The 19,924-nt window shown below is 70.4% G+C and carries 19 protein-coding genes; 14 read left to right on the top strand and 5 right to left on the bottom strand.

Annotation, left to right across the window (positions count from 1 at the left end):
• Positions 1-3 precede the first annotated feature (3 nt).
• On the top strand, positions 4-1,518 hold the full coding sequence (locus WME73_RS26335) for an arylsulfatase (RefSeq protein ID WP_437911315.1): 1,515 nt from the start codon (positions 4-6) through the stop codon (positions 1,516-1,518).
• A 132-nt stretch (positions 1,519-1,650) separates the two neighbouring features.
• On the opposite strand, the gene WME73_RS26340 is transcribed toward WME73_RS26335, so the two are convergent.
• Entirely contained in the window at positions 1,651-2,022 is a 372-nt protein-coding gene (locus WME73_RS26340) for a hypothetical protein (RefSeq protein WP_437739138.1), read from the bottom strand.
• 258 nt (positions 2,023-2,280) lie between these two features.
• Positions 2,281-2,787 carry a hypothetical protein gene (locus WME73_RS26345; protein WP_437911316.1) on the bottom strand — a complete coding sequence of 169 codons (507 nt, stop codon included), beginning with the start codon at positions 2,785-2,787 and terminating at the stop codon, positions 2,281-2,283.
• Between the two features lie 272 nt (positions 2,788-3,059).
• Here WME73_RS26345 and WME73_RS26350 point away from each other — a divergent pair, with 272 nt between their 5' ends.
• From WME73_RS26350 to WME73_RS26405, 12 genes are all read left to right on the top strand, one after another.
• Complete coding sequence (locus tag WME73_RS26350; RefSeq protein ID WP_437911317.1) at positions 3,060-3,461, top strand: hypothetical protein; 402 nt, start codon at positions 3,060-3,062, stop codon at positions 3,459-3,461.
• On the top strand, positions 3,451-3,879 hold the full coding sequence (locus WME73_RS26355) for an HNH endonuclease (RefSeq protein WP_437911318.1): 429 nt from the start codon (positions 3,451-3,453) through the stop codon (positions 3,877-3,879). The genes WME73_RS26350 and WME73_RS26355 overlap by 11 nt, the downstream gene beginning before the upstream one ends.
• Before the next feature lie 184 nt (positions 3,880-4,063).
• Positions 4,064-4,291, top strand: a complete 228-nt coding sequence (locus WME73_RS26360; protein WP_437911319.1) for an addiction module protein — start codon at positions 4,064-4,066, stop codon at positions 4,289-4,291.
• A 302-nt stretch (positions 4,292-4,593) separates the two neighbouring features.
• On the top strand, positions 4,594-5,202 hold the full coding sequence (locus WME73_RS26365) for a YdeI/OmpD-associated family protein (protein WP_437911320.1): 609 nt from the start codon (positions 4,594-4,596) through the stop codon (positions 5,200-5,202).
• A 29-nt stretch (positions 5,203-5,231) separates the two neighbouring features.
• Positions 5,232-5,576 (top strand): VOC family protein, encoded by a 345-nt coding sequence (locus WME73_RS26370; protein ID WP_437911321.1) that lies wholly within the window; start codon positions 5,232-5,234, stop codon positions 5,574-5,576.
• A 137-nt stretch (positions 5,577-5,713) separates the two neighbouring features.
• On the top strand, positions 5,714-6,856 hold the full coding sequence (locus WME73_RS26375) for a penicillin-binding transpeptidase domain-containing protein (RefSeq protein ID WP_437911322.1): 1,143 nt from the start codon (positions 5,714-5,716) through the stop codon (positions 6,854-6,856).
• Between the two features lie 180 nt (positions 6,857-7,036).
• The gene (locus tag WME73_RS26380; protein WP_437911323.1) at positions 7,037-11,257 is read left to right on the top strand and encodes a PAAR-like domain-containing protein; all 4,221 of its coding nucleotides are present in this window, start codon (positions 7,037-7,039) and stop codon (positions 11,255-11,257) included.
• On the top strand, positions 11,254-12,930 hold the full coding sequence (locus WME73_RS26385; RefSeq protein ID WP_437911324.1) for a hypothetical protein: 1,677 nt from the start codon (positions 11,254-11,256) through the stop codon (positions 12,928-12,930). Before WME73_RS26380 ends, WME73_RS26385 begins: the two co-directional genes overlap by 4 nt.
• A gap of 134 nt (positions 12,931-13,064) precedes the next feature.
• Entirely contained in the window at positions 13,065-13,697 is a 633-nt protein-coding gene (gene nth, locus WME73_RS26390) for an endonuclease III (RefSeq protein ID WP_437911325.1), read from the top strand.
• Positions 13,698-13,704: 7 nt separating this feature from the next.
• Entirely contained in the window at positions 13,705-14,388 is a 684-nt protein-coding gene (gene ung / locus WME73_RS26395) for a uracil-DNA glycosylase (RefSeq protein ID WP_437849570.1), read from the top strand.
• 7 nt (positions 14,389-14,395) lie between these two features.
• Entirely contained in the window at positions 14,396-15,160 is a 765-nt protein-coding gene (locus WME73_RS26400) for a YkgJ family cysteine cluster protein (protein WP_437911326.1), read from the top strand.
• A 124-nt stretch (positions 15,161-15,284) separates the two neighbouring features.
• Positions 15,285-15,902, top strand: coding sequence for a glutathione S-transferase family protein (locus WME73_RS26405; RefSeq protein ID WP_437739152.1), 618 nt, complete (start codon positions 15,285-15,287; stop codon positions 15,900-15,902).
• Positions 15,903-16,046: 144 nt separating this feature from the next.
• On the opposite strand, the gene WME73_RS26410 is transcribed toward WME73_RS26405, so the two are convergent.
• Entirely contained in the window at positions 16,047-16,781 is a 735-nt protein-coding gene (locus WME73_RS26410; protein WP_437911327.1) for a DUF4351 domain-containing protein, read from the bottom strand.
• A 175-nt stretch (positions 16,782-16,956) separates the two neighbouring features.
• A complete protein-coding gene (locus tag WME73_RS26415) occupies positions 16,957-17,853 on the bottom strand; it encodes a phosphotransferase family protein (RefSeq protein WP_437911328.1) in 897 nt (298 codons plus the stop codon).
• 84 nt (positions 17,854-17,937) lie between these two features.
• Between WME73_RS26415 and WME73_RS26420 the strand changes: the two genes are divergently transcribed.
• Positions 17,938-18,843, top strand: a complete 906-nt coding sequence (locus tag WME73_RS26420; RefSeq protein WP_437739155.1) for a PP2C family protein-serine/threonine phosphatase — start codon at positions 17,938-17,940, stop codon at positions 18,841-18,843.
• Positions 18,844-18,861: 18 nt separating this feature from the next.
• Here WME73_RS26420 and WME73_RS26425 read toward each other — a convergent pair whose 3' ends face one another.
• Positions 18,862-19,743 (bottom strand): SCE4755 family polysaccharide monooxygenase-like protein, encoded by an 882-nt coding sequence (locus WME73_RS26425; protein WP_437849579.1) that lies wholly within the window; start codon positions 19,741-19,743, stop codon positions 18,862-18,864.
• Between the last annotated feature and the right edge of the window lie 181 nt (positions 19,744-19,924).

A 19,924-nucleotide genomic window follows, 5' to 3' on the forward strand; every position in this document is an offset into this window, starting at 1 on the left:
ACCATGCCTACACCCGCCGCGGCCACTCCGAAGACGACAAAGAAGCCCGATGGCAAGCCCAACGTGCTCATCCTCAATGGAGACGACATCGGCATCTGGAACATCAGCTTCCATAACCGCGGGATGATGGGGTATCGCACCCCGAACATCGATCGTATCGCGGAGGAGGGCCTCGCCTTCACGGATTACTACGGTCAGCAGAGCTGCACCGCTGGCCGAGCCGCGCTCATCACCGGCCAGAACCCGCTCCGCACCGGGCTCACCAAGGTGGGTATGCCCGGCGCCGCGGTCGGCCTCCAGCCCGAGGACCCCACGATCGCCGAGCTCTTGAGGCCGCTCGGCTACGTGACCGGGCAGTTCGGCAAGAACCACCTCGGCGACCGGGACGAGCACCTCCCCACGAACCACGGCTTCGACGAGTTCTTCGGCAACCTGTACCACCTGAACGCCGAAGAGGAGCCGGAGCTCCCCGACTATCCGAAGGATCCATCGTTTCGCAAGCGGTTCGGGCCGCGGGGAGTGCTCCATTGCTTCGCCGACGGGCGCATCGAGGACACCGGCCCGCTCACCCGCGAGCGGATGGAGACCATCGACGACGAGATCACGGACCGGTGCCTCGAGTTCATCGAGCGCGCCCACCGCGACGGAACTCCGTTCTTCGTCTGGTACAACACGACCCACATGCACTTCCGCACCCACCCCAAGGAGAAGGTCCGGGGGAAGAGCGGCCAGGGCCCCTACAACGATGTGATGGTCGAGCATGACGAGTACATCGGCAAGGTCCTCGCCAAGCTCGACGAGCTCGGGATCGCCGGCGACACCATCGTCGTCTACACGACCGACAACGGGCCTCACTTCAACACCTGGCCGGACGCCGCGATCACCTGCTTCCGCAGCGAGAAGAACACGAACTGGGAGGGCGCGTTCCGGGTGCCCACGTTCGTGAGGTGGCCCGGGAAGATCCCCGCCGGCAAGGTGCTCAACGGGATCGTCTCCCACCAGGACTGGCTGCCGACGCTGCTCTCGGCGGCGGGCGTCCCCGATATCAAGGACAAGCTCCTCCACGGCCACCAGGCCGGGAACAAGAAGTTCCAGGTGCACATCGACGGCTACGACATGCTCCCCTACTTCACCGGGCAGGTGGAGGAGAGCCCGCGGAGGGAGTTCTTCTACGTCGGCGACGACGGCGATCTCCTGGCGATCCGGTATGACGACTGGAAGCTCGTCTTCATGGAGCAGCGCGCCACGCGCTTGCAGATCTGGGTCGAGCCGTTCGTCCACCTGCGGACTCCGAAGATCTTCAACCTGCGTCGCGACCCGTTCGAGCGGGCCGACGATGGCTCGAACACGTACTGGGACTGGGTCCTCGACCATGTGTTCCTCGTCGTGCCCTGCCAGGCGTACGTCGCGAAGCTCCTCGAATCGTTCGAGCGGTTTCCTCCCCGGCAGAAGCCGGCGTCGTTCAACCTCGACCGAGTGCTGGAGAAGCTCAACCAGAACCGCATCCACGGTGACTGACGACGGAGCGACCTGATCCTTCCCGCCGCCGCGGCGCGCGTCACGGCGAAGCCCCGCGAGCTCCAGCAAGATCCCCACGACCGCTTGACGCCGGCTCGCTCGGGATCACGCGCCGAGCGGCGGCGGCGTGGATCAGAAGACGACGGCGCCGGGCGAGCAATACTGGTCGAGGAGGGGCGAAGGCGTCGCCGACACGTTGGCGTCGTCCACGTAGTACACGGCCGGCCCGCCGATCGTGTAGATATAGACCTCGTTGTTGAACGACGTGCCGCAGGTCTGGAGGTACTCCCACTTTCCAGTCTGCGTCGAGGTCCTGGTGGTGTAACCCGTCCCGCCGCTGCCGAGCCCTATCGTCACCTGCCCGGTCACGGTATAGACCCAGACGCTGAACCGCAGGTAGGCGTTGTTCGGCGGCGGGCTGGCGGATGTCCAGTACTGCTGGGCGATGCCGCCGTTGGTCGTCGTCGCGGACACGAGGAGGCTGCGCTTGTTGGCCGTGTGCACGACGTCGGTCTTGAGCCATGTCGCGATGGCGCCGTAGTTCAGGTCATTGCTCGTGGCAGGCCAGGAGTCCGCCGCGGTGCCCCCAGCCCTGCTACAATGCTCCAGGCGCCGGTGTGGAGGCTGTGGCCTGGAGGCCAGGACCTCCAGGCGCAGAGGCGTGCCCCTCCAGGAGGCCGCGCCGACGGTGATGCCTGCGCGCGAGCGCCGCGTGGACGGAGGACGCGCTGCGCTGGAGCGCGCCGTGGCGCCGCCGGGGCGTCAGGCCGGCGGGAGCAGGGCGAGCAGCGCTCTGGCGGCGACCTTCTTGTCGAGGACAAGCACGCTCCGGATCAGCCTTGCGCTCCCCGTGAGCTTCTCGCCCAGCGCCTCGCCGGTGATCTCGAGCCGGCAGGCCAGGAGGCGCTGGGGGTAGCGAGAGAGGAGCGCGTCGCAGTCGCGATAGAAGCGGGTGCTGCCGTCGCTCGCGAGAAAGAGGATGCGGGACGCGCGGGCGTTCTGCGGGCTCTCCGGGGCCCTCCTGGCCGCGGCGTCCAGCCCCTTCTGCTCCCTGGCGAGCTTGTCAGCGATGAGCTCGAGGCCGTGGCAGGCGTGCTCGGCCGCGAGCGCGCCGCGGAGCTCCGCGGCCAGCGCGTCGGTCATCGGGAGCGTCGCCACCCGGTTTCGACCGCTCTCCCACAGCAGGCCCGCGTGCTTGGTGAGGAGATCGGACACCGCGTCATGGCGCGGATCGGCGACGAGATCTTTCGGCAGCTTGAGCACAGGCACCTCTGCGCGCACCCTACCAGACCCGGAGCGCCGCGACGACCGCGGCGGCGGCGAGCCTCCCGCACGCGGGCCCGTCGGACCAGCCCATCCCTCCCGGCCTGGTCCGCTGGCTTCGGTTGACCAGTCGACTACCCGTTGAGCCGCCGATGATACCGATCATGGCACGGCAGAGGAGAACGGCCGGCTGCGCGTCGCGCTGCGCCTTGCACCGCCGAGCTTGCTGGCCTCGACAGCCCATCGTAAACTAGGATATGGCCGTTCAAGCCGTTACCGTGAACCTGCCCGAGCCGCTGTACGAGCGCCTGGCTCGCCGCGCGCAGAAAACGCAACGAACCGTCGAGGCCGAGCTCGTCGACGCGGTGGCGACCTCCCTCCCTGACGAACCCGACGAGCTGGCGGTCGACATGGCGGAGGCCATCGCCGCGCTGCACCTGCTAGGTGACGAGGATCTCTGGCGGGCCGTCAGGCAGAGCCTCGCCCCGGAGAAGGCAGCAGACCTCGAGGATCTGCACATCAAGCGCCAGAGCGAAGGGCTCTCCGCGTCGGACATCGAGGCGCTCGCGACGCTCATGAAGGAGTACACGCGGATCATGCTGGTTCGTTCCCGATCTGCCGCGCTGCTCAAACAGCGAGGTCATGACGTCTCGGGGCTTCACCAAGGACATGAGCCGTAGCTACATCGGGAGGGCGCTGCGTGAGCAGGTCGCCGGTGAGGCGCGCCATCGCTGCGGCTATTGCCTGACCTCGGCGCGTATTATCGGCACGCCGATGGAGATCGACCACATTATCCCTGAGTCGCTGGGCGGACCTACTGCCAGGGAAAATCTCTGGCTCGCATGCTCGATGTGCAACGATCACAAAGGCAATCGAATCGCTGCTCCCGACCCGCACACCGGGGAAGTCGTGCGTCTCTTCAACCCACGACAGCAGGTCTGGCTGGATCATTTCGGCTGGAACACGGAGGTATCTCTGATCATCGGCAAGACGCCAACTGGCCGAGCTACGATCGCTGCGGTTCGCCTGAACCGCGCCGAGCTCGTGGAAGCCCGGCGAGGCTGGGTCATCGCGGGTTGGCATCCGCCCGAGGATTGAGCCATGAGGCCGCCCAACCAGCGGCTGCTGCCGACGGCGCTGCGCGCCGCGGCAGCATAAGATACTGGAATTATTGAGAATGTGGACAGAGATAGCCAGCGAACACTCTGGCATGAGGCACGGCCCACCAGGCGTGCTCTCCGGTGGCATTTGCGGTATATTTGCGTGTATGCCGCTCCCCGCGATGCCTCCTCCAGGTTTCGACGACCTCTCCTCCGCTGAGAAGCTCGATTACGTACAGGCCCTCTGGGACCGCGTGGCGCTCCATCCTGAGGCAGCTCCCGCCCTGGAGTGGCATCGCGGAATCATCGCGGATCGCCTGGCGGCGCACCGCGCTGGTCAGGGTTCGAGCCGCTCGTGGGAGGAGGCCCGCCGAGACCTGCTCTCGCGCCTGCGCGCCGCGCAGCGATGAGACGGCTTGAAATCCGCCAGGAAGCGGAGGTCGAAGGATCGGCTGCAAGCACCGAGCTGCGTAGAGTGGCATTCTCGGTTTAACAAGCCGCTGGCGCCGACTCTTCTCCGCGACGCTGCACACCGTAGCCGTTGGGCAGACGGTGGACGGCAAGGCGAGTTGGGAACATTGGTGCTGCTCGGGTCACCATGGGCAACGTTCGATGAGCTCCCGCTCGATCCAAAGCTCTGGTACGTGCAGAGGACCCGGCGTGCCGTCTCCCTTGACTCCTTGATCGATAGGCTTCAACTAGGACCTTTTTCATGGCGCCGATCATTCCCAATCCAGACAAGATCAAGAGCTTCCCCACCGAGGCAGCGTTCGAAGCCTGGATGGCCGCGAACCACGCCCGCGAGACCGAGCTGTGGCTGAAGATTCACAAGAAGGACTCGGGCCTGCCGACGGTCACCTACGCGCAGGCGCTGGACGTGGCCCTGTGCTGGGGGTGGATCGACGGCATCCGGAAGTCGTTCGATGACCTCTCTTTTCTGCAGCGGTACACCCCTCGCAAGGCGAGGAGCGTCTGGAGCCAGATCAACACGGATCACATCGCGCGGCTGACGGCGGCCGGCCGCATGACCCCGCACGGCCAGCGGCAGGTCGACGCCGCGAAGGCGGATGGTCGCTGGCAGGCCGCCTACGCCCCCATCCGCAGCGCGACCGGAGCCACCGTTCCCGACGACCTTCGCGCTGCCATCGAGGCGAACCCACGGGCGCGCAAGACGTTCCAGACCCTCGGGCGCCAGAACCTCTTCGCGCTGGCGTTTCGCACGAGCAACATGAAGACGCCCGCCGGGCGCGCGAAGAAGATCGAGACGCTGGTGGCGATGCTGGCGCGCGGTGAGACCATCGTGCCGGAAGGGCGGCGCTGACCTCGGTCAGCGCGCGCGGCTCCCCTCCAATGAGCGTGCAACGTGTTGCCTACGTGGTCCTCCGATGCGCAGACCTCGAGCGCTCGCGGCGGTTCTACGAAGGCCTTGGCCTGCGCTTGTCTCCAGAACAGCACGGCAACGGACCGAAGCACTACTCGTGCAACGTGGGTGGGATGATCCTCGAGCTCTATCCGCTCTCGGACGGGCCGACGTCCGGTCTCCGCCTGGGGCTCGTCGTTTCCGACCTCGATCGGATCCTGGAGTCGCTCCGAGCGCTGGGCGCGGTGGTCGGCGCCATCGGCTCCGAGGGCAGCTCGCCCGTGACGGTCATCGATCCCGATGGCCATCGGATCGCCCTGGAACAAGAACGCTGAGCCGTTCCAGGACAAAACCGGGGAGCGGGCGCTGCTCCTCATGAACCGCTCCCCCCTCCTCCTTGGGCGACGAGGTACCCGTCGCGACCAGCGCGCGGAACTTGGCCCTCCCGCGCGCCCCCTGGCATCTCCGCGGGGTGCGATCGCGTCTCTTCCTCGCGCTCGCCGCCGCGATCGCCGTCGGGATCGCGCCGGCGACGGCATCTCCGGCGCCGCCGGGCGTCCGAAAGCTCCACGTCGAGGCCGGCGCCGTCCACGCCACGGTCGGCGCGTCGGGCAAGCAGGTGCGCCTCACGCTCGATCCCGAGCTCCAGCGCGCCGCCGAGCGCCTCCTCGCCCGCTCCGGCGCCCCCGAGGGCGCCATCGTCGCCTCCGACGTCCGCACCGGCCGCATCCTCGTGTGGGCGAGCCGCGGAGACCGGGACTACGTCGCCACCCCGCTCGCCCCGAGCGCGAGCCTCTTCAAGATCGTCACCGCGGCGGCGCTGCTCGAGGGCCGCAAGGTGAACGTCGCCACGCCCGTCTGCTACACGGGCGGCATGAGCGCGATCACCGCGGCTGATCTGCAGGGCCGCGGCGCCACCTGCACCGTCTTCGGCGAGGCGCTCGGCCGCAGCATCAACGGCGTCTTCGCCCGCCTCGCCGGCCAGCACCTCACGGCCGACGACCTGCGCAACAAGGCCCGCGACCTCGGCTTCGACGGCGAGGTGCCCATCGACATCCCCGTCGCGCCGAGCGCCGCCCACGTCCCGGCCGACGGGCTCGGCCTCGCCCGCGCCGCCGCGGGCTTCTGGAGCGGGCGGCTCAGCCCGCTCGGCGCCCTGTTCGCCATGCAGACGATCGCCAACGACGGCGAGCGCGTGCGCCTCTCGCTGCTCGCGCCGCCGGGCGCGCAGGAACGCGGGGACGCGGGCGCGCTCGCGCCGCGGAGCACCGACGGCCGCGGCCTCCGGGCCGACGTCGCGCGCACCCTCCGGTCGATGCTCGAGGTCACGACGCGGCGGGGCACCTGCGCCAAGGCGTTCCGCAAGCCCGACGGCACCCGCGCCCTCGGCACCATGCCCGTCGCCGCCAAGACCGGCACGCTGGTCGGCGGCAGCCCGTCGCGGATGTTCTCGTGGTTCGCCTCGTTCGCGCCGTCGGATCGCCCCGAGATCGCGGTCTCCGTGATGCTGGCCAACGACATCGCGTGGCGCACCAAGGCGAACCTCGTGGGGCGCGAGCTGCTCGAGATCTACTTCGGCCGGAGACGCCCGGGGCCCGTGGCCCGGCGGCGCTGACGGCGCTGACGGCGCTGAAGGCCATCGACGCCGCGCACACGACGCGCCCGTGGCGCATCGCCTTCACCGATCACACGCGCAGCTGCTTCCGTGACGGCGCCCGCGCGTCAGGCGCAGCCCTTTGCTCGACCTGCATCACGCCTTGCGCTCCCCTCCCCGAGGATGTGACGCTCACGCGGCATGGCGAAGGTTACCGCGCTCGGCATGGACACGATCACCGAGAGATCCGGTCATCAGATGACGGGGATGGCCGTGAGCGTGTGCCTCACGCCGGCCGCGCCGAGCCCGTTGCCCATCCCCTACCCCACGATGGGCACCGTCGCGGAGGGGATCATCGACCCGTGCATGCGCACGAAGATCGAGGGCGCGAAGATCCTCACCGTCGGCGGCTGCATGAAGGCCTGCCACGGCAATGAGCCGGGCACGCTCAAGGAGGTCGTCAGCCTCAACACCGGCGGCCCGTGCTTCCCGTGGCTCGGCGCGCCGAACGTCATCATCGAGCTCGGCATGGCCGGCATCACCGGCAGCATGGGCCAGATGAACAAGAGCATCACCGTCGGCGCCGGCGCCAACGCGAGCGGCGCAGGCGGGGGCGGCGGCGGCGGAGGGGGCGGCGGCGGCGGCGCCGGAGGCCCGGGCGGCGGCAGCCCGCAAGGCGGCGGCAACGGCAGCGGGGGCGGCGGCGGAGGCAACAGCGGCGCCGCGCCGCCGAGACCGCCCGCGCCGCCGGGCGCCGAGGGGCAGGCCAGCGGTGGGCACCCGGTCGATGTCGTGACCGGCACGATGTTCACCCATCCCACGATCGATTTCTCGATGCCGGGCTGCCTCTCGGCGCAGATGACCCGGAGATACCGCAGCTCTGCGGTGCGACACAAGGTCGGCCTCGGCTGGGGCTGGTCGCACGGCTTCTCGTGGCAAGCCACGCGCGCCGGAGATCGCGTCGTCCTCGTCGATCCCGACTTCCGCGAGGTTCCCCTCGCGCTCCGGGGCGAGGACGAGGTCGTCGCGCTCCCGTTCGGCGTCCAGGTTCGCTTCGTCGGAGACGACATCGTGGTTGCGGTGAACGACGGCTATTTCCGCGTGCTGCGCCGCGCGGCAGGCTCCCCCGTCTACCGGCTCGCGGCGCTGCGGGACGAGACCGGAAATGCCATCGAGTGCGTCTGGGAAGCCGGAGAGCTGGTCGCGCTGCTCGACTCCGCCGGACGGCGCGCGACCTTGCGGCGCGACGGCTCCTACCGGAGCTGGATCCAGTCGGTCGCTGGCGAGGACGGCAAGACGCACGAGCGACGCCTCGTCACGTACGAGATCGACGCGCGGGGCGATCTCGTGCGGGTCATCGACGCGGGCGGCGTCGAAACGAGCTATGCTTACGACGAACAGCATTACCTCGTCAGCGAGAGCTTGCCGGACGGGACGGTCTATCGCTTCCTCTACGCCGACGACGCCGGGCAGCGTCGCTGTGTCGAGACCTGGGGCGAGTTGCAGGGAGGCGACATCCTGGGCTCCCTCGGCGCGCGCTCCGCGGGCTCGCCTGTGCAGGCGAGAGGTCTCTTTCACGCTCGTTTCGACTACGGGCCTGGCCCCTTCGAGACGCGGATGATCGACGCGGCCGGCGGGACGCACCGCTACCGGGGCAACGCTCTCGGGCTCGTGGAGGAGTACGTGGATCCGCGCGGCTATTCTTGGACCTACCGCTATGACCAGGCGGGCCGCCTGATCTCCACGAGCGACGGCGGGGGTCGCGTCGAGCGACGCAGCTTCGACCTGCACGGCCGCATGCTCGGCCTCACCAGGCCAGACGGCGCGCGGTGGGCCTGGAAACGAGACGACGAGCAGAGCAAGGTCGTCAGCGTCGACGCCGCTGGCAAGCGGGAGATCGAGACGACGTGCGGCACGCGGACGGTGGAGCACCAGGACGCCCGCGGGCGCATCACCCGCTTCGCCTACGATGCCCACGGGTTGCTGCGCGACATCGCCTATCCCGACGGCACGGTGGAGACGCGCTCGTACGATGCTCACGGCAACATAAGCGAGCATACCTTCGAGGATGGCAGCCGGGCGCGGTACACGTTCGATCTCTTCGGTCGCCCCGTGTGGATCAGGACGCCGCGCGGAGCGGAATACGAGCTCGGCTACGACTCGCGAGGCGATCTCGTGTTCATCGCCGAGCCGAGCGACAAAACGACAGAGTTCCGGATTGGCCCGACTCGCCTGATCGAGGCGATGCGCGATCCGTCTGGCGAGGTGACGCGCTACCGTCACGTCGCGGGCGCTCTGGTCGAGTGCGTGCGCGCGGATGGAACCCGCTACGCGTTCGGTCATGATGCCCTGCGCCGCCTCGTGTGGATCGAAAACCCGGCCGGCGAGCGTTACCAGCGCACCTATGACGCCGTGGGGAACATCGTCCGCGAGACCTCGTTCGCGGGCGTGACGACGGAGTACGCTTACGACGGCTCGCGCCAGCTCGTGTCCGTCACCCGTGCAGACGGCGCCTGGATCCACCTGCTGCGCGACGCGGAGGGGCGAATCGTGGCACGGGAGCACTCGACCGGGCTCGTCGAGCGGTTCACCTACGGCGCGGGCGGCGCGCTGACAGCGGCCGAGAGCCAGGGTGTTCGCGTGCAGTTCGAGCGCGACGAGGACGGGCGCATCCTACGCGAGATCCAGGAGGCGGGCGGGTGGCGGTTCGAGATCGCCACGGAGTACGACAACAACGGGGGCGTCCTCGGGAAAGCGTACTCGACCGGCTGGAGCGTCTCATTCATCCGGCGCCCGGGAGACGGCGTACCCCTCGCGCTGCGTGCCGTCGCGACGACCCCGGAAGAGCTGCGCTTCGAGTACGACGATCGCGGGGTGGAGACACTCCGCCGGCGCGCCACCGGCCCAGGCGCCATCGCGACGGAGAGCGATGCGTATGGGCTCCCGACGCGCGTCTCCGTGTTGGGCGAGGACGAAGCAATGCTGCGCGAGCGACGGTACGAGTGGGCCGTGGATGGGCCGCTGCGGCGAGTCGTCGACACCCACGCCGGGCAGCGGCGGTACGAGCTCGATCCGCTCGGACGACCGCTCGCGGCGGAGGGGCTCGGAGCTGCGGAGCATTTCCACTACGCTCCTCACGGTACGCCGGTGCCCCGCGCACAGCCGTGGGCGATCGGTCGCGGCGGGCGTCCGACGAACGCCGGTGACGTGCGCGTCGCGTGGGATGCGCTCGGACGTCTCGCCGCGCAGAATACCCCCGATCCGCTGCGGAGCTGGGCGTATACCTATGACGAGAGCGATCGCCTGATCGAGGCGCGGCGCGGCGACGGCCGGAGCGTGCGGTACCTCTACGACCCGTTCGGGCGGCGCCTCGCGGAGACGTATGACGACGGCGAGAGCACCTGGTTCGGGTGGGACGTCGACAGCCCCGTCGAGGAACGCAGCATGAAAGGAGGCGTGGTACGCCGCGTCTTCCGCGACGACGGGTATGTGCCGCTGCTCGAGGCGGAGGACGGACGCGCATTCCGGATGATCGCCACCGACGCGGCGGGCACGCCGTGGCTCTACGTGGATCCGAGCCACGACTGCGACGAGATCGATCTCTCGGCGTGGGGCACGGTCGCTCGCCGGAGCGGCCAGCCGGGCGGTCTGCGGTTCGCCGGGCAACGCGAGGACGCGTTCACCGGGCTGCACTACAACCATCACCGGCACTACGCCCCCGCGCTGCACGTCTTCCTCACGCCAGATCCGCTGGGGATCGACGTCACGCTGAACGACGTGGGCTTCGTGCCCAATGTGACCCTGTACATCGATCCTCTCGGGCTCACGACCATCGTGGTGGGCGCTCCGCACGACCCCACGATCAAGAGCCACGCGAAGCTCCTGAGGAAGCAGTACCCGGGCGCGAAGGTGATCTCCTCGGATCAGCTGGGAAAGCCTCCGAGCTTGTGGCAGAAGCTCCGGGGCAAGAACAACAAGATCGATCCCAATGAAAACCATGTCGTCGTGACGACGCACGGCGCGCCCGGGAGCGCACAGTGGGGCAATGGCAGCGCAAGCGGCGAGCAGATCGGTGATATGCTGAAGAACGCTGGGTTCCAGGGCGGCCCGGGCGCGGTGGTGGACGTCTCCGCCTGCAACGCGGCGACGCCCGCGGCGGGCCAGAAGAGCATCGCCCACGGGATCGCTTCGTCCACGGGCGCCAACGCGAACGGCGCCATGCGCGACCCGTCGGTCGATCCGAACCAGGTCCACAACTACCAAGGCAAGAAACCTTCCTGGAAATTCTGGGGGAAGCCCCCCCAGTATCCCTATCGTCCTGGCGAGATGTGCCCCACGCCCCATGGCCCCTTCGTGCATCAAGGCTACTACGTCGGAGTGACGCCATCCGGATCGGTCAGCGGCGTCCCGTTCAAGCCATGAGCCCTCGTCTCGCGAGCGTACCATCCCCCTTTGGCGGGCTGCCCCGGCAGGCAGATATCGACGCGCTCCTCTCGCGGGCCAGCTTCGGGCGCGTGCTGGCGCGACCGCCGGCGCCAGGGCGCAGCATCGCGCCGACGCTCTCGTGGGTGGACCGCAGCGCGCTCGCCGAGCTCCGGCCGCTGCTCCGGATCGGCGACGGGGCGCCACCGGCCGAGAGCGCAGGGCATGAGGCGCCGGTGCTCGAGCTGATCGGCCGGGGCGAGCGCGTCGCAACGCTGACGCTGCATCACGGGCTCGCGGTCGGCTATCCCGGCTGGAACGCAGCCGCCCCGCTCGCGCGCCCGGAGAAACTCGCGCGCTGGCTGGCCGAGCGGGGGTGTCTCGCGCCGCCGGGTGGGACGCCGGGCGCCGGGCCCGAGAGCGCGGCGGAAGGGCCCCGCTGGCCGGAGGGCGCTCCGCCAGACCTCGCGCCGCTCCGCGGGGCGCTCGCAGCCCCAGCAGGGGGCCGCCTCGGGGGAGCCGTCGAGGCGTTGTCGGTGCTGGGGCAAGCGCGTCCGGCGCCTCTGGATCAGGCCACGGTACTGCTGGAATGGCTCGGTCACGACGCGGGCGCCTGGACGGCCGCCCCGCACAGCGATCCCGTGCCGCTCGCGCTGCTCCGCGTGCTCGGGGATGCCGTGGTGGACGACGCCATCCGCGCCGGGCTGAGCTCGGCCGCAGCGCGGCGCGGAGCGGCTCGCTTCGTCGCAGCGACAATCGCGACCCGCGCGGATCAGAAGCGGCGACGCGAGCGGCTCGCGGGAACCCTGGTGGCCCTGCGGGAGGCCGCGCGGACTTCGGGGGTCGAGGGGAGCAGTCGCGCTCTCGAGGCAGCGCTCGCTCCCGCTCCGCTGGCCGCTCCCGAGGGCACCCGGCTCCTCGCGGCGGCGCAGCACGGTCGCCTCTCTCGGATTTGCCGAGACGGCGATCATGTCGCTGCGCTGGACGGGCTCTCCATCACCCGGTTCAGCGCCGGCGCGCCCGAGGGGCAACTCCTGTTCGAGCTACCCGGCGTGCACACCCCCCTCTTCGCGCGCAACGGGCGGGTATGCTTCCTGCTAAACGGCCGCGTCTGCGAGGTATCGACTCCAGGAGGACCGCTCGTCGCAACCAAGCCCAGCCTCTGGTCCCGCATCGCGCGCTCGCCGCTTTCCTACGGCGTCGCGCGCGCGCGCTGGGAGCGCGCGCGGCGACGCTGCGCAGAGCGGGCGGAAGCGCAGGAGCCAATGCCCATCTTCCTCGAGATTGACGAAGAGGAGGAGGAAGCATACGCGAAGCTCGGCGCGGCCGGGGCGCCACTACCGCGCGCGGTAGCGACACGCGCGCTCGCGTGGTTCGCGCCGGGGCTCGACCTCGTCGCCTGGGAGGGTGCGCGCTCCGGGTCCGCCAAGCTCGGAGGTCGACCCATCCACCTCGCAGCCGGCGATGACGGGCTCTACGTGCTCGTCGAGCACGCGCCGGGAGAGCACGCCGTCCTCCGGATCGACGGCGGGGCGATCACGACGTCAGCGCGCTTCCAGGTGGAGCCTCGCACCATCGTACACTGGAGGCCGGCAGGAGAGAGCGTGCACCTGCTCTTGGAAGCGCCGCTCGGCGACGTGCTCGTCGACGTGGCGCTCGGCAAGAAGGCGTGAGCGGTGCTGGCCGCTCGGGAAGGCGAGCCCCGACGCCCCGCGCTCGCCGCGCACGGCCTCGTCGCCCGGCGTCGCTGAGGGGCCGAGCCCCGCTGACGGGCGGCCCGGGGCTGGGTTACGCTGCGACGACCCCCATGAACGCCCGAGACCGCATCCCCCTCCTCCTCGAGCAACTACGCAAGGAGTACCCCGACGCGCGTTACGAGCTCGACTGGAAGACGCCGCTCGATCTGCTCGTCGCGACCATCCTGGCCGCGCAGTGCACGGACGAGCGCGTCAACCGGGTGACCGCCACGCTTTTCCCGAAGTACCCGACGGCGCAGGCGTACGCCGACGCGCCCACGGCGGAGCTCGAGGAAGAGCTCAAGCCGACCGGCTTCTACCGCCAGAAGACGAAGACGGTGCAGGCCACGTGCAGGGAGCTCGTCGCGCGCTTCGGCGGCGAGGTGCCCGCGACCATGGCCGATCTCACAACGCTGCCGGGCGTGGCCAGGAAGACGGCGAACGTCGTGCTCAACACAGCGTTCGACATCCCCTCGGGGATCATCGTCGACACCCACGTCGCCCGCCTCAGCGGGAGGATCGGCCTCTCGAAGCGCGAGAAGCCCGAGCAGATCGAGGAAGATCTGATGAAGATCGTGCCGAAGGACCAATGGACGTTCTTCGGCCCTGCGCTGGTGCTGCACGGCCGCTACACCTGCGTCGCCAGGAAGCCGAAGTGCGGGGAGTGCCGGATGAGCGAGTTCTGTCCGAAGGAAGGGGTCTGAGCGAGAGATGAAGATCGATCTACCTGCCTCGTGGGAGCGCGTGCTCGCCGGAGAGCTCGAGCAGCCGTACTTCAAGAAGCTGGCGCGCTTCGTCGAGGACGAGCGGAAGGCGCACCAGGTGTTTCCGGCGGAGGAGGACGTCTTCGCCGCGTTCAAGCTCACGCCGTACGAGAGCGTCCGCGTGCTGCTCCTCGGCCAGGACCCGTACCACGACGACGGGCAGGCCCACGGGCTGTGCTTCTCCGTGCGCCCGGGCGTCACGCCGCCGCCGTCGCTGGCCAACATGTACAAGGAGGCCGTCTCGGATCTGCCGGGCTTCACGATCCCGAGCCACGGCTGCCTCACCACGTGGGCGACCCAGGGGGTGCTGCTGCTGAACACCGTGCTCACCGTCCGGGCGCACACGCCGAACTCCCACAAGAACCAGGGCTGGGAGTCGTTCACCGACGCGGTCATCAAGAAGGTCAACGACAGGCCCGACGGGGTGGTGTTCGTGCTCTGGGGCGGCCACGCGCAGAAGAAGGCGAAGCTCATCGACGCGAAGCGCCACACGGTCATCAAGACGGCTCATCCCTCGCCGCTGTCGGCGAGGAACGGCTTCTTCGGCAGCAAGCCGTTCTCGACCATCAACAGCGCCCTCCGCGCCCGCGGCGCCGACGAGATCGACTGGCGGCTCCCGGAGACCGCGTAGCACCGCGATGACGCGGCGGAAGCGCTCCCTGCCGCTCGCGCCCGCGACGCGGTACACCCCCGCCGTCCTCGAGGGGATCGCCGACGGGGAGCGCGCCGCGCTCGCGCTGTCGCTCGCCACGCGCACCGAGGCCGGCGCGGTGTCGGCCGCGGCCTCGGCGCTCGCGCGGGCGGAGGCGCTGCAGGGGGCATCGATCGCCGCCGAGCCGCCCGATCGGCCCATCGCCTGCAGGGCCGGCTGCGCGACCTGCTGCGTCAGCAAGGTGCTCGTGCTGGCGCCGGAGGTGCTCCGCATCGCGGCCCACCTGCGCGCCACGCGGAGCCAGGCGGAGCTCGCCGCGCTGGAGGAGCGCGTCCGCGCCGTCGACGCGGCGACGCGCGGGCTCTCCCGCCTGGAACGCGCCGAGGCCGGCGTCCCCTGCCCGCTGCTCGACGAGCGCGGCGCCTGCTCGATCCACGCTGTCCGCCCGATCGTGTGCGCCGGCTGGAGCTCCCTCGACGCCGCCGCGTGCGAGCGCCACTTCGCCGCGCCCGCGTCCGTGCCCACGGCGCCGATGCACCGCCCGGGATACGAGGTCGCCAACGCCGTCCTCGCCGGCCTGGGATGGGCTGCGAAGGAGCAGGGCCTCGACGCCGCGCCGCTCGAGCTGATCGCGGCCCTGCGCATCGCGCTCGAGCGCCCGAACGCCGGCGAGCGGTGGCTCGCGCGCCTCCCCGTCTTCGCCGCGGCCCGCGACGCCGAGTGGCAGGAGGATCGGCGGCGCGAGGGCTGATCGCGCGCCGCGATCGGCCCGCGTCATCTGGGCGCTCGCGGTCGGAGAAATCCGTTTAGGCTAGCGCGCCGCGGAGGCCGCCGCCGGTCGGCGCCTCGCGACGGAACACAGGACAGGAGACACGATGAAGATCTACGGACATCCCATGAGCACGTGTACGCGCAAGGTCCTGACGGTGCTCGCCGAGAAGGGCCAGGAGGCGCAGTTCGTGCTCGTCGACCTGATGAAGGGCGCGCACAAGCAGCCCGAGCACCTCGCGCGCCACCCCTTCGGCGTGATCCCGGTGCTCGAGGACGAGGACTTCACGCTCTACGAGTCGAGGGCGATCATGCGTTACCTCGATCACAAGCTTCCGGGAGCTCCGCTGACGCCGACCGAGCTCAGGGCCAGGGCGCTCATGGATCAGTGGCTCAGCGTGGAGCAATCGTACTTCGCCACCCCGGCGGTCAAGATCGTCTTCCAGCGGGTCTTCCTGCCGATGCAGGGCAAGCCAGGCGACGAGGCGATCGTCGATGCGTCCAAGGCCGAGGTCTCGAAGGCGCTCGACGTGGTCGAGAAGGCGCTGGCCGGCCAGGAGTACCTCGCGGGCTCGAGCTACTCGCTGGCCGACATCTCGTGGATGCCGTACCTCCAGTGTCTCGTGGTGTCGAAGGTCGAGGACCTCATCACCGATCGGCCGAACGTCGCGGCGTGGTGGAAGCGCATCAGCGCGCGTCCCGCCTGGGTGAAGGTGTCGTCCTGACGCCTGCCGGCATGCCCTGAGCGGGCGTCTTCTGCGCAGAAAGCGACGGGGTGGTCGGCGACGCCGGGGAAGCCGGCGCATCGCTGCCGCCCCTGCGCGGCCGCGCTGCCGGACGGCCAGGCGCGGCGGGCCCTCCTGGGCCCTTCAGCTCGGCGCGCCGAGCACCTCGTCGAGCGTCCGCGCGCCGAGCACCCGCTCGCCCCACCGCTCGAGCTCGGCCACGTCGGCTGCATCGATGCGAGCGACGACGGCCGCGGGCAGCTCGCCGAAGCGGGCCCGGAGCTGCCGCAGCAGGAGGTTGCGCCCCCCTTCCTTCAGCCCCTCGTCGCGCCCTTCCTTCAGCCCCTCGTCGCGCCCTTCCTTCAGCCCCTCGTCGCGCCCTTCGTTGCGCAGTCTTTGCTGGTAATCCTCGAACCACGCCCGGATCTCTGCGCCCACGTCGTCCTCCTCGCTCGTCGCCTGCTCATCGAGCCCGAGCCGAAAATGTGCCAGGAGAGGCGTGGCGACGCTCCTCTCCCAAGCGTCCTCCGGGGTCGATGCGTCGGGTTCCGCATCGTTCGACGAGGCGCCGACTGGAGACGCTTGCGCGCGGGCCCGGCGTTCGAGCTCGTGATACCAGGTGAGCTGCTTGCGCAGACACGAGCGGACCTGCCGCAGGCCGGGCGTGCGGTGAAACGGCTCGAACAGGCTCGGCTCCGCGGAGAGCTCGCCCAGCAAGCCCATCCCGGCGCGCTCGGCGTCCCGCGCCGGATCGGGCACGCTGTAGACATCGATCTTCTGCGTCGCCGCGAGCACCTCCACCTCCGTCTCCGGAGACGAGGCTCGGCTCAGCGCCTCGCGCAGAATGTTCTTCGCGAACTGGTCAGCGCCGTTGTGCATCGGCGTCGCACCCTAACCGCATCACGGAGAACTGCCCACAAGATAGAGCGGAAGATGAGCGGCAAGCATGCTTACGCGTGGAGCTCTGTGCTCATCACGAAAACGACTCTCCAAGCTGCGGTGCCCGCCAATGACCACTGCGGAGCCATGTCGGGTTCGGCGTCTTCAGGCCACCTCATCCCTCGCTTCCCCCTGTGGTCTGAAGGATCCGGCCACAGACATCGGCCGCCCGGCGCGAGCCCGGCTCCACCCCGTCGAGGAGCCCCACCAGGTTGAACAGGTCGAACGCCGCGGCCCAGCGCTCGAACCCCTCGGGAAGCGGCGCGCTCTGGCGGTAAGCGCCCGCGAACGCCGCGACGAACTCGCGCCCCGGACTCCAGCGCAGGAGCTGGCCGACGTCCATCAGGCTCGGTCCCGCGTACGCGAACTCCCAGTCGAGCACGAGGAGCTCGCCCGACGACAGCCAGTGCAGGTTCGACGCCTTGAAATCCCCGTGGAGGAGCACGGGCGCCGACGCCAGCGCGCGCAGCGCCTCCGCGTTCGCGTCGAGGAACGCGCGCACGCGCTCGCTCAGCTCGCCGCGCAGAGCAGGAGCCAGCCTGTCGAGGACCGCGTCCACATGACCCCGCAGCGCGCCGATGCAGTCGGCGAACGGCACGGACACGGCGAGCTCCGGCCCCAGGAAACCCGCGCTGTCGTAGCCGACGCCGTGAATCTCCGCGAGCGCGCGCCCGACCGCAGCGCCACACGTCGCGGTGTCCTGGAGCGGTCCGTGGAGGACGTGCTCGAGGACGAGGAAATCCTCACCCGCCGACAGGACCGCCGGGACGCGGAACGACCTCCAGCCCCGCGCGAGCAGGCTGGCCTCCTTCGGCGCCGCGCTGGCGTCTCGGCGGTACACCCGCAGCACGCGCTCGGCGCCGAGGCGCACGTTCACGTTGGCGTGCCCGCCGGAGAGCACCTCCGCTTCGCCGGTGAACGACCGGACCCGCCGCTCGATCTCGGCGCGCGCGAGGGTCTGGACGTGCGCGGCGCGCTCCCACGCGCGCTCGGGGTTGGGGAGCAGCCTCATGCGGTCTCTCTTCATTTCAGGCACGAGGCGCGCCGCGCGTCGAGCGCCCTCCCTCGGACAGCGCCCCCGCGGTACGATGCGCGCATGCCCGTGTACCGCACGTCCGCCGTCGAACACGCCGCGGCGGTCGCCGTGGCGGCCCGGACCGACGTGGGCCTCAGCCGCGAGCACAACGAGGATACCTTCCTGATCAGCGATCTCGCGCGCGGGCTCGCCCATGGGCCCGCGGCCGCCCAGGCGTCCGTCGAGCCGCCGCTCGCCCTGTCGCTCGGCGTCTACGACGGCTCCGGCGGTGCGTCGTCCCCCGACGCGGCGAGCCGGCTCGCCGCGCGCATCGTCCACGCCATCCTCACCCGCTCCGCGCCCCGATCGAGCGACGCCCTCGAGCGGAGCCTCCTCGAGGCGATCGGCGAGGCCGGGCGCGCCGTCCGCGACAACGCCCGCCGGAGCTCACAGCACCGGAACAGCGGCACCACGGCGACCGTGGCCGCGCTCTGCGATGAGCGCCTCCTGCTCGCGCAGGTCGGCGACAGCCGCGCCTACCTCCTCCGGAGCGGCGTCCTCACCCAGCTCACCCGCGACCAGACCCTCCTCCAGTCGCTGCTCGACAGCGGCAAGCTGCGGCCCGAAGAGGCCGCCACGTTCGAGCACAGGGGCGTGATGCTCCAGGCGCTCGGGCTCCGCGAACACCTCAGGATCGCGCTCTCCGCCGTCGAGCTCCGCCGCGAGGACACCCTGCTGCTCTGCACCGACGGGCTGAGCGACCTCGTCGACGATCGGCACATCGCCGCCGCGCTCGACGCCCACCCCGACCCCGCGGCGGCCGCCAGCGCCCTGATCGACGCCGCGCTCGCCGCCGGAGGCCGCGACAACGTGACCGCGCTGGTCACGCGGTTCGACGGCCCCTGGCTCGCCCCGCCGGCCAGCGACCGCGCCGCGGAGATCATCGAGATCGCCAGGTTCGCCGAAGGGCCGACGCGCCGCTCCTGACGGCGCGCCGGCTCGCGCTCACGAGCGCCGCGACCCGCGACCGGCAGCGTCCTGCCGCGGCGCCAGCCGGCCTCGCCTCCGCCCGCGCGCCGCGAGCGCGAGGGCGGCGAGCGCGCCGAGCCCCGCCGAGATCGGAGCCCCGCCCGCCGCGCCGCCGAAGCTGCACCCGCCGTCGTCCTCCGCCGCGCCAGATCCCTCGTCAACGCCAGCGCCCGTCGTCGCGCCCCCGCCCGTGCCCGCGCCCGCCCCCGTCGTCGCGCCCCCGCCCGTGCCCGCGCCCGTCGTTGCGTCTCCGCCTGCGCCCACCGTGGCGCTGCTGCTCGCGCTCGCCGCCGCGTCCCCGCCCGCGCCCGTCGCGCCGCCGCCCGTGCCGGCGCCGGAGCTCGCGGCGCTCGTCGCGGCGCCAGGATCGGAGGACTTGAGCACCAGATCCGCACAGCGGTAGTACAGCGTGGCCGGCCTCCTGTCCGTCATGACCTGGATGAGCTGAAGCGTGCAGTTGTCACACTCCACGTCCGGGAGCGTGACCTCCGCGGAATACGACCCTCCGCGCTTGTCGGCGATGCCGTCGAGCAGGCAGCCCTTGTCCACCCCCGGCTCGCAGAGATCGTTCTCGTTCGCCGGCTCCGGGAAATCATCGAAGCCGTCGTCGTCGAACATGATCCGGAAATGCCCGGGGTGATCGATCGTCTCGTTCCACGTCACCGTGATGGTCTCGCCCGGCTCGAACACGGTGACGGTCTCGCCCCGCGCATCGCCGCGAGCACCGCAAGGCGCCACCTTCTGCTGGTCGTCCGCGTGCCTCGGCGCGGGGGACGTGAGGTCGATGTGCGCGCGGCTCACGCCAGCGAACGACATCACGGCGGCCAGTACGAACGATCCCATCAGCATGCAACGCATCGATCCACCTCCTCGGAGCCCGCGGGCAGCGCAATCTACACAGCGGCTCATCGTCTGTCTGCGACGTCCTCAAGCAAGGAATTTTTCATGGACAGGGCGCCAGCGACCTACGTCGCGAACCGCCGGGCTCAGCCCGGTGAAAGCGCTCGGGCTTGCTTTTCGTGGTGAATTCAGCGATCCC

This window comes from Sorangium sp. So ce302 (assembly GCF_051530145.1).
In the GTDB taxonomy this organism is placed as follows: domain Bacteria; phylum Myxococcota_A; class Polyangia; order Polyangiales; family Polyangiaceae; genus Sorangium; species Sorangium cellulosum_B.

Excerpts from the sequence above, each read along its gene's own strand:
- WME73_RS26420 (WP_437739155.1), top strand. The coding sequence starts at position 17,938 with ATGCCCGTGTACCGCACGTCCGCCGTCGAACACGCCGCGGCGGTCGCC.
- WME73_RS26410 (WP_437911327.1), bottom strand. The coding sequence starts at position 16,781 with ATGCACAACGGCGCTGACCAGTTCGCGAAGAACATTCTGCGCGAGGCG.
- WME73_RS26355 (WP_437911318.1), top strand. The coding sequence starts at position 3,451 with ATGAGCCGTAGCTACATCGGGAGGGCGCTGCGTGAGCAGGTCGCCGGT.
- WME73_RS26360 (WP_437911319.1), top strand. The coding sequence starts at position 4,064 with ATGCCTCCTCCAGGTTTCGACGACCTCTCCTCCGCTGAGAAGCTCGAT.
- WME73_RS26380 (WP_437911323.1), top strand. The coding sequence starts at position 7,037 with ATGGCGAAGGTTACCGCGCTCGGCATGGACACGATCACCGAGAGATCC.
- WME73_RS26385 (WP_437911324.1), top strand. The coding sequence starts at position 11,254 with ATGAGCCCTCGTCTCGCGAGCGTACCATCCCCCTTTGGCGGGCTGCCC.
- ung (WP_437849570.1), top strand. The coding sequence starts at position 13,705 with ATGAAGATCGATCTACCTGCCTCGTGGGAGCGCGTGCTCGCCGGAGAG.
- WME73_RS26370 (WP_437911321.1), top strand. The coding sequence starts at position 5,232 with ATGAGCGTGCAACGTGTTGCCTACGTGGTCCTCCGATGCGCAGACCTC.
- WME73_RS26405 (WP_437739152.1), top strand. The coding sequence starts at position 15,285 with ATGAAGATCTACGGACATCCCATGAGCACGTGTACGCGCAAGGTCCTG.
- WME73_RS26400 (WP_437911326.1), top strand. The coding sequence starts at position 14,396 with ATGACGCGGCGGAAGCGCTCCCTGCCGCTCGCGCCCGCGACGCGGTAC.
- WME73_RS26365 (WP_437911320.1), top strand. The coding sequence starts at position 4,594 with ATGGCGCCGATCATTCCCAATCCAGACAAGATCAAGAGCTTCCCCACC.
- WME73_RS26415 (WP_437911328.1), bottom strand. The coding sequence starts at position 17,853 with ATGAGGCTGCTCCCCAACCCCGAGCGCGCGTGGGAGCGCGCCGCGCAC.
- nth (WP_437911325.1), top strand. The coding sequence starts at position 13,065 with ATGAACGCCCGAGACCGCATCCCCCTCCTCCTCGAGCAACTACGCAAG.
- WME73_RS26425 (WP_437849579.1), bottom strand. The coding sequence starts at position 19,743 with ATGCGTTGCATGCTGATGGGATCGTTCGTACTGGCCGCCGTGATGTCG.
- WME73_RS26335 (WP_437911315.1), top strand. The coding sequence starts at position 4 with ATGCCTACACCCGCCGCGGCCACTCCGAAGACGACAAAGAAGCCCGAT.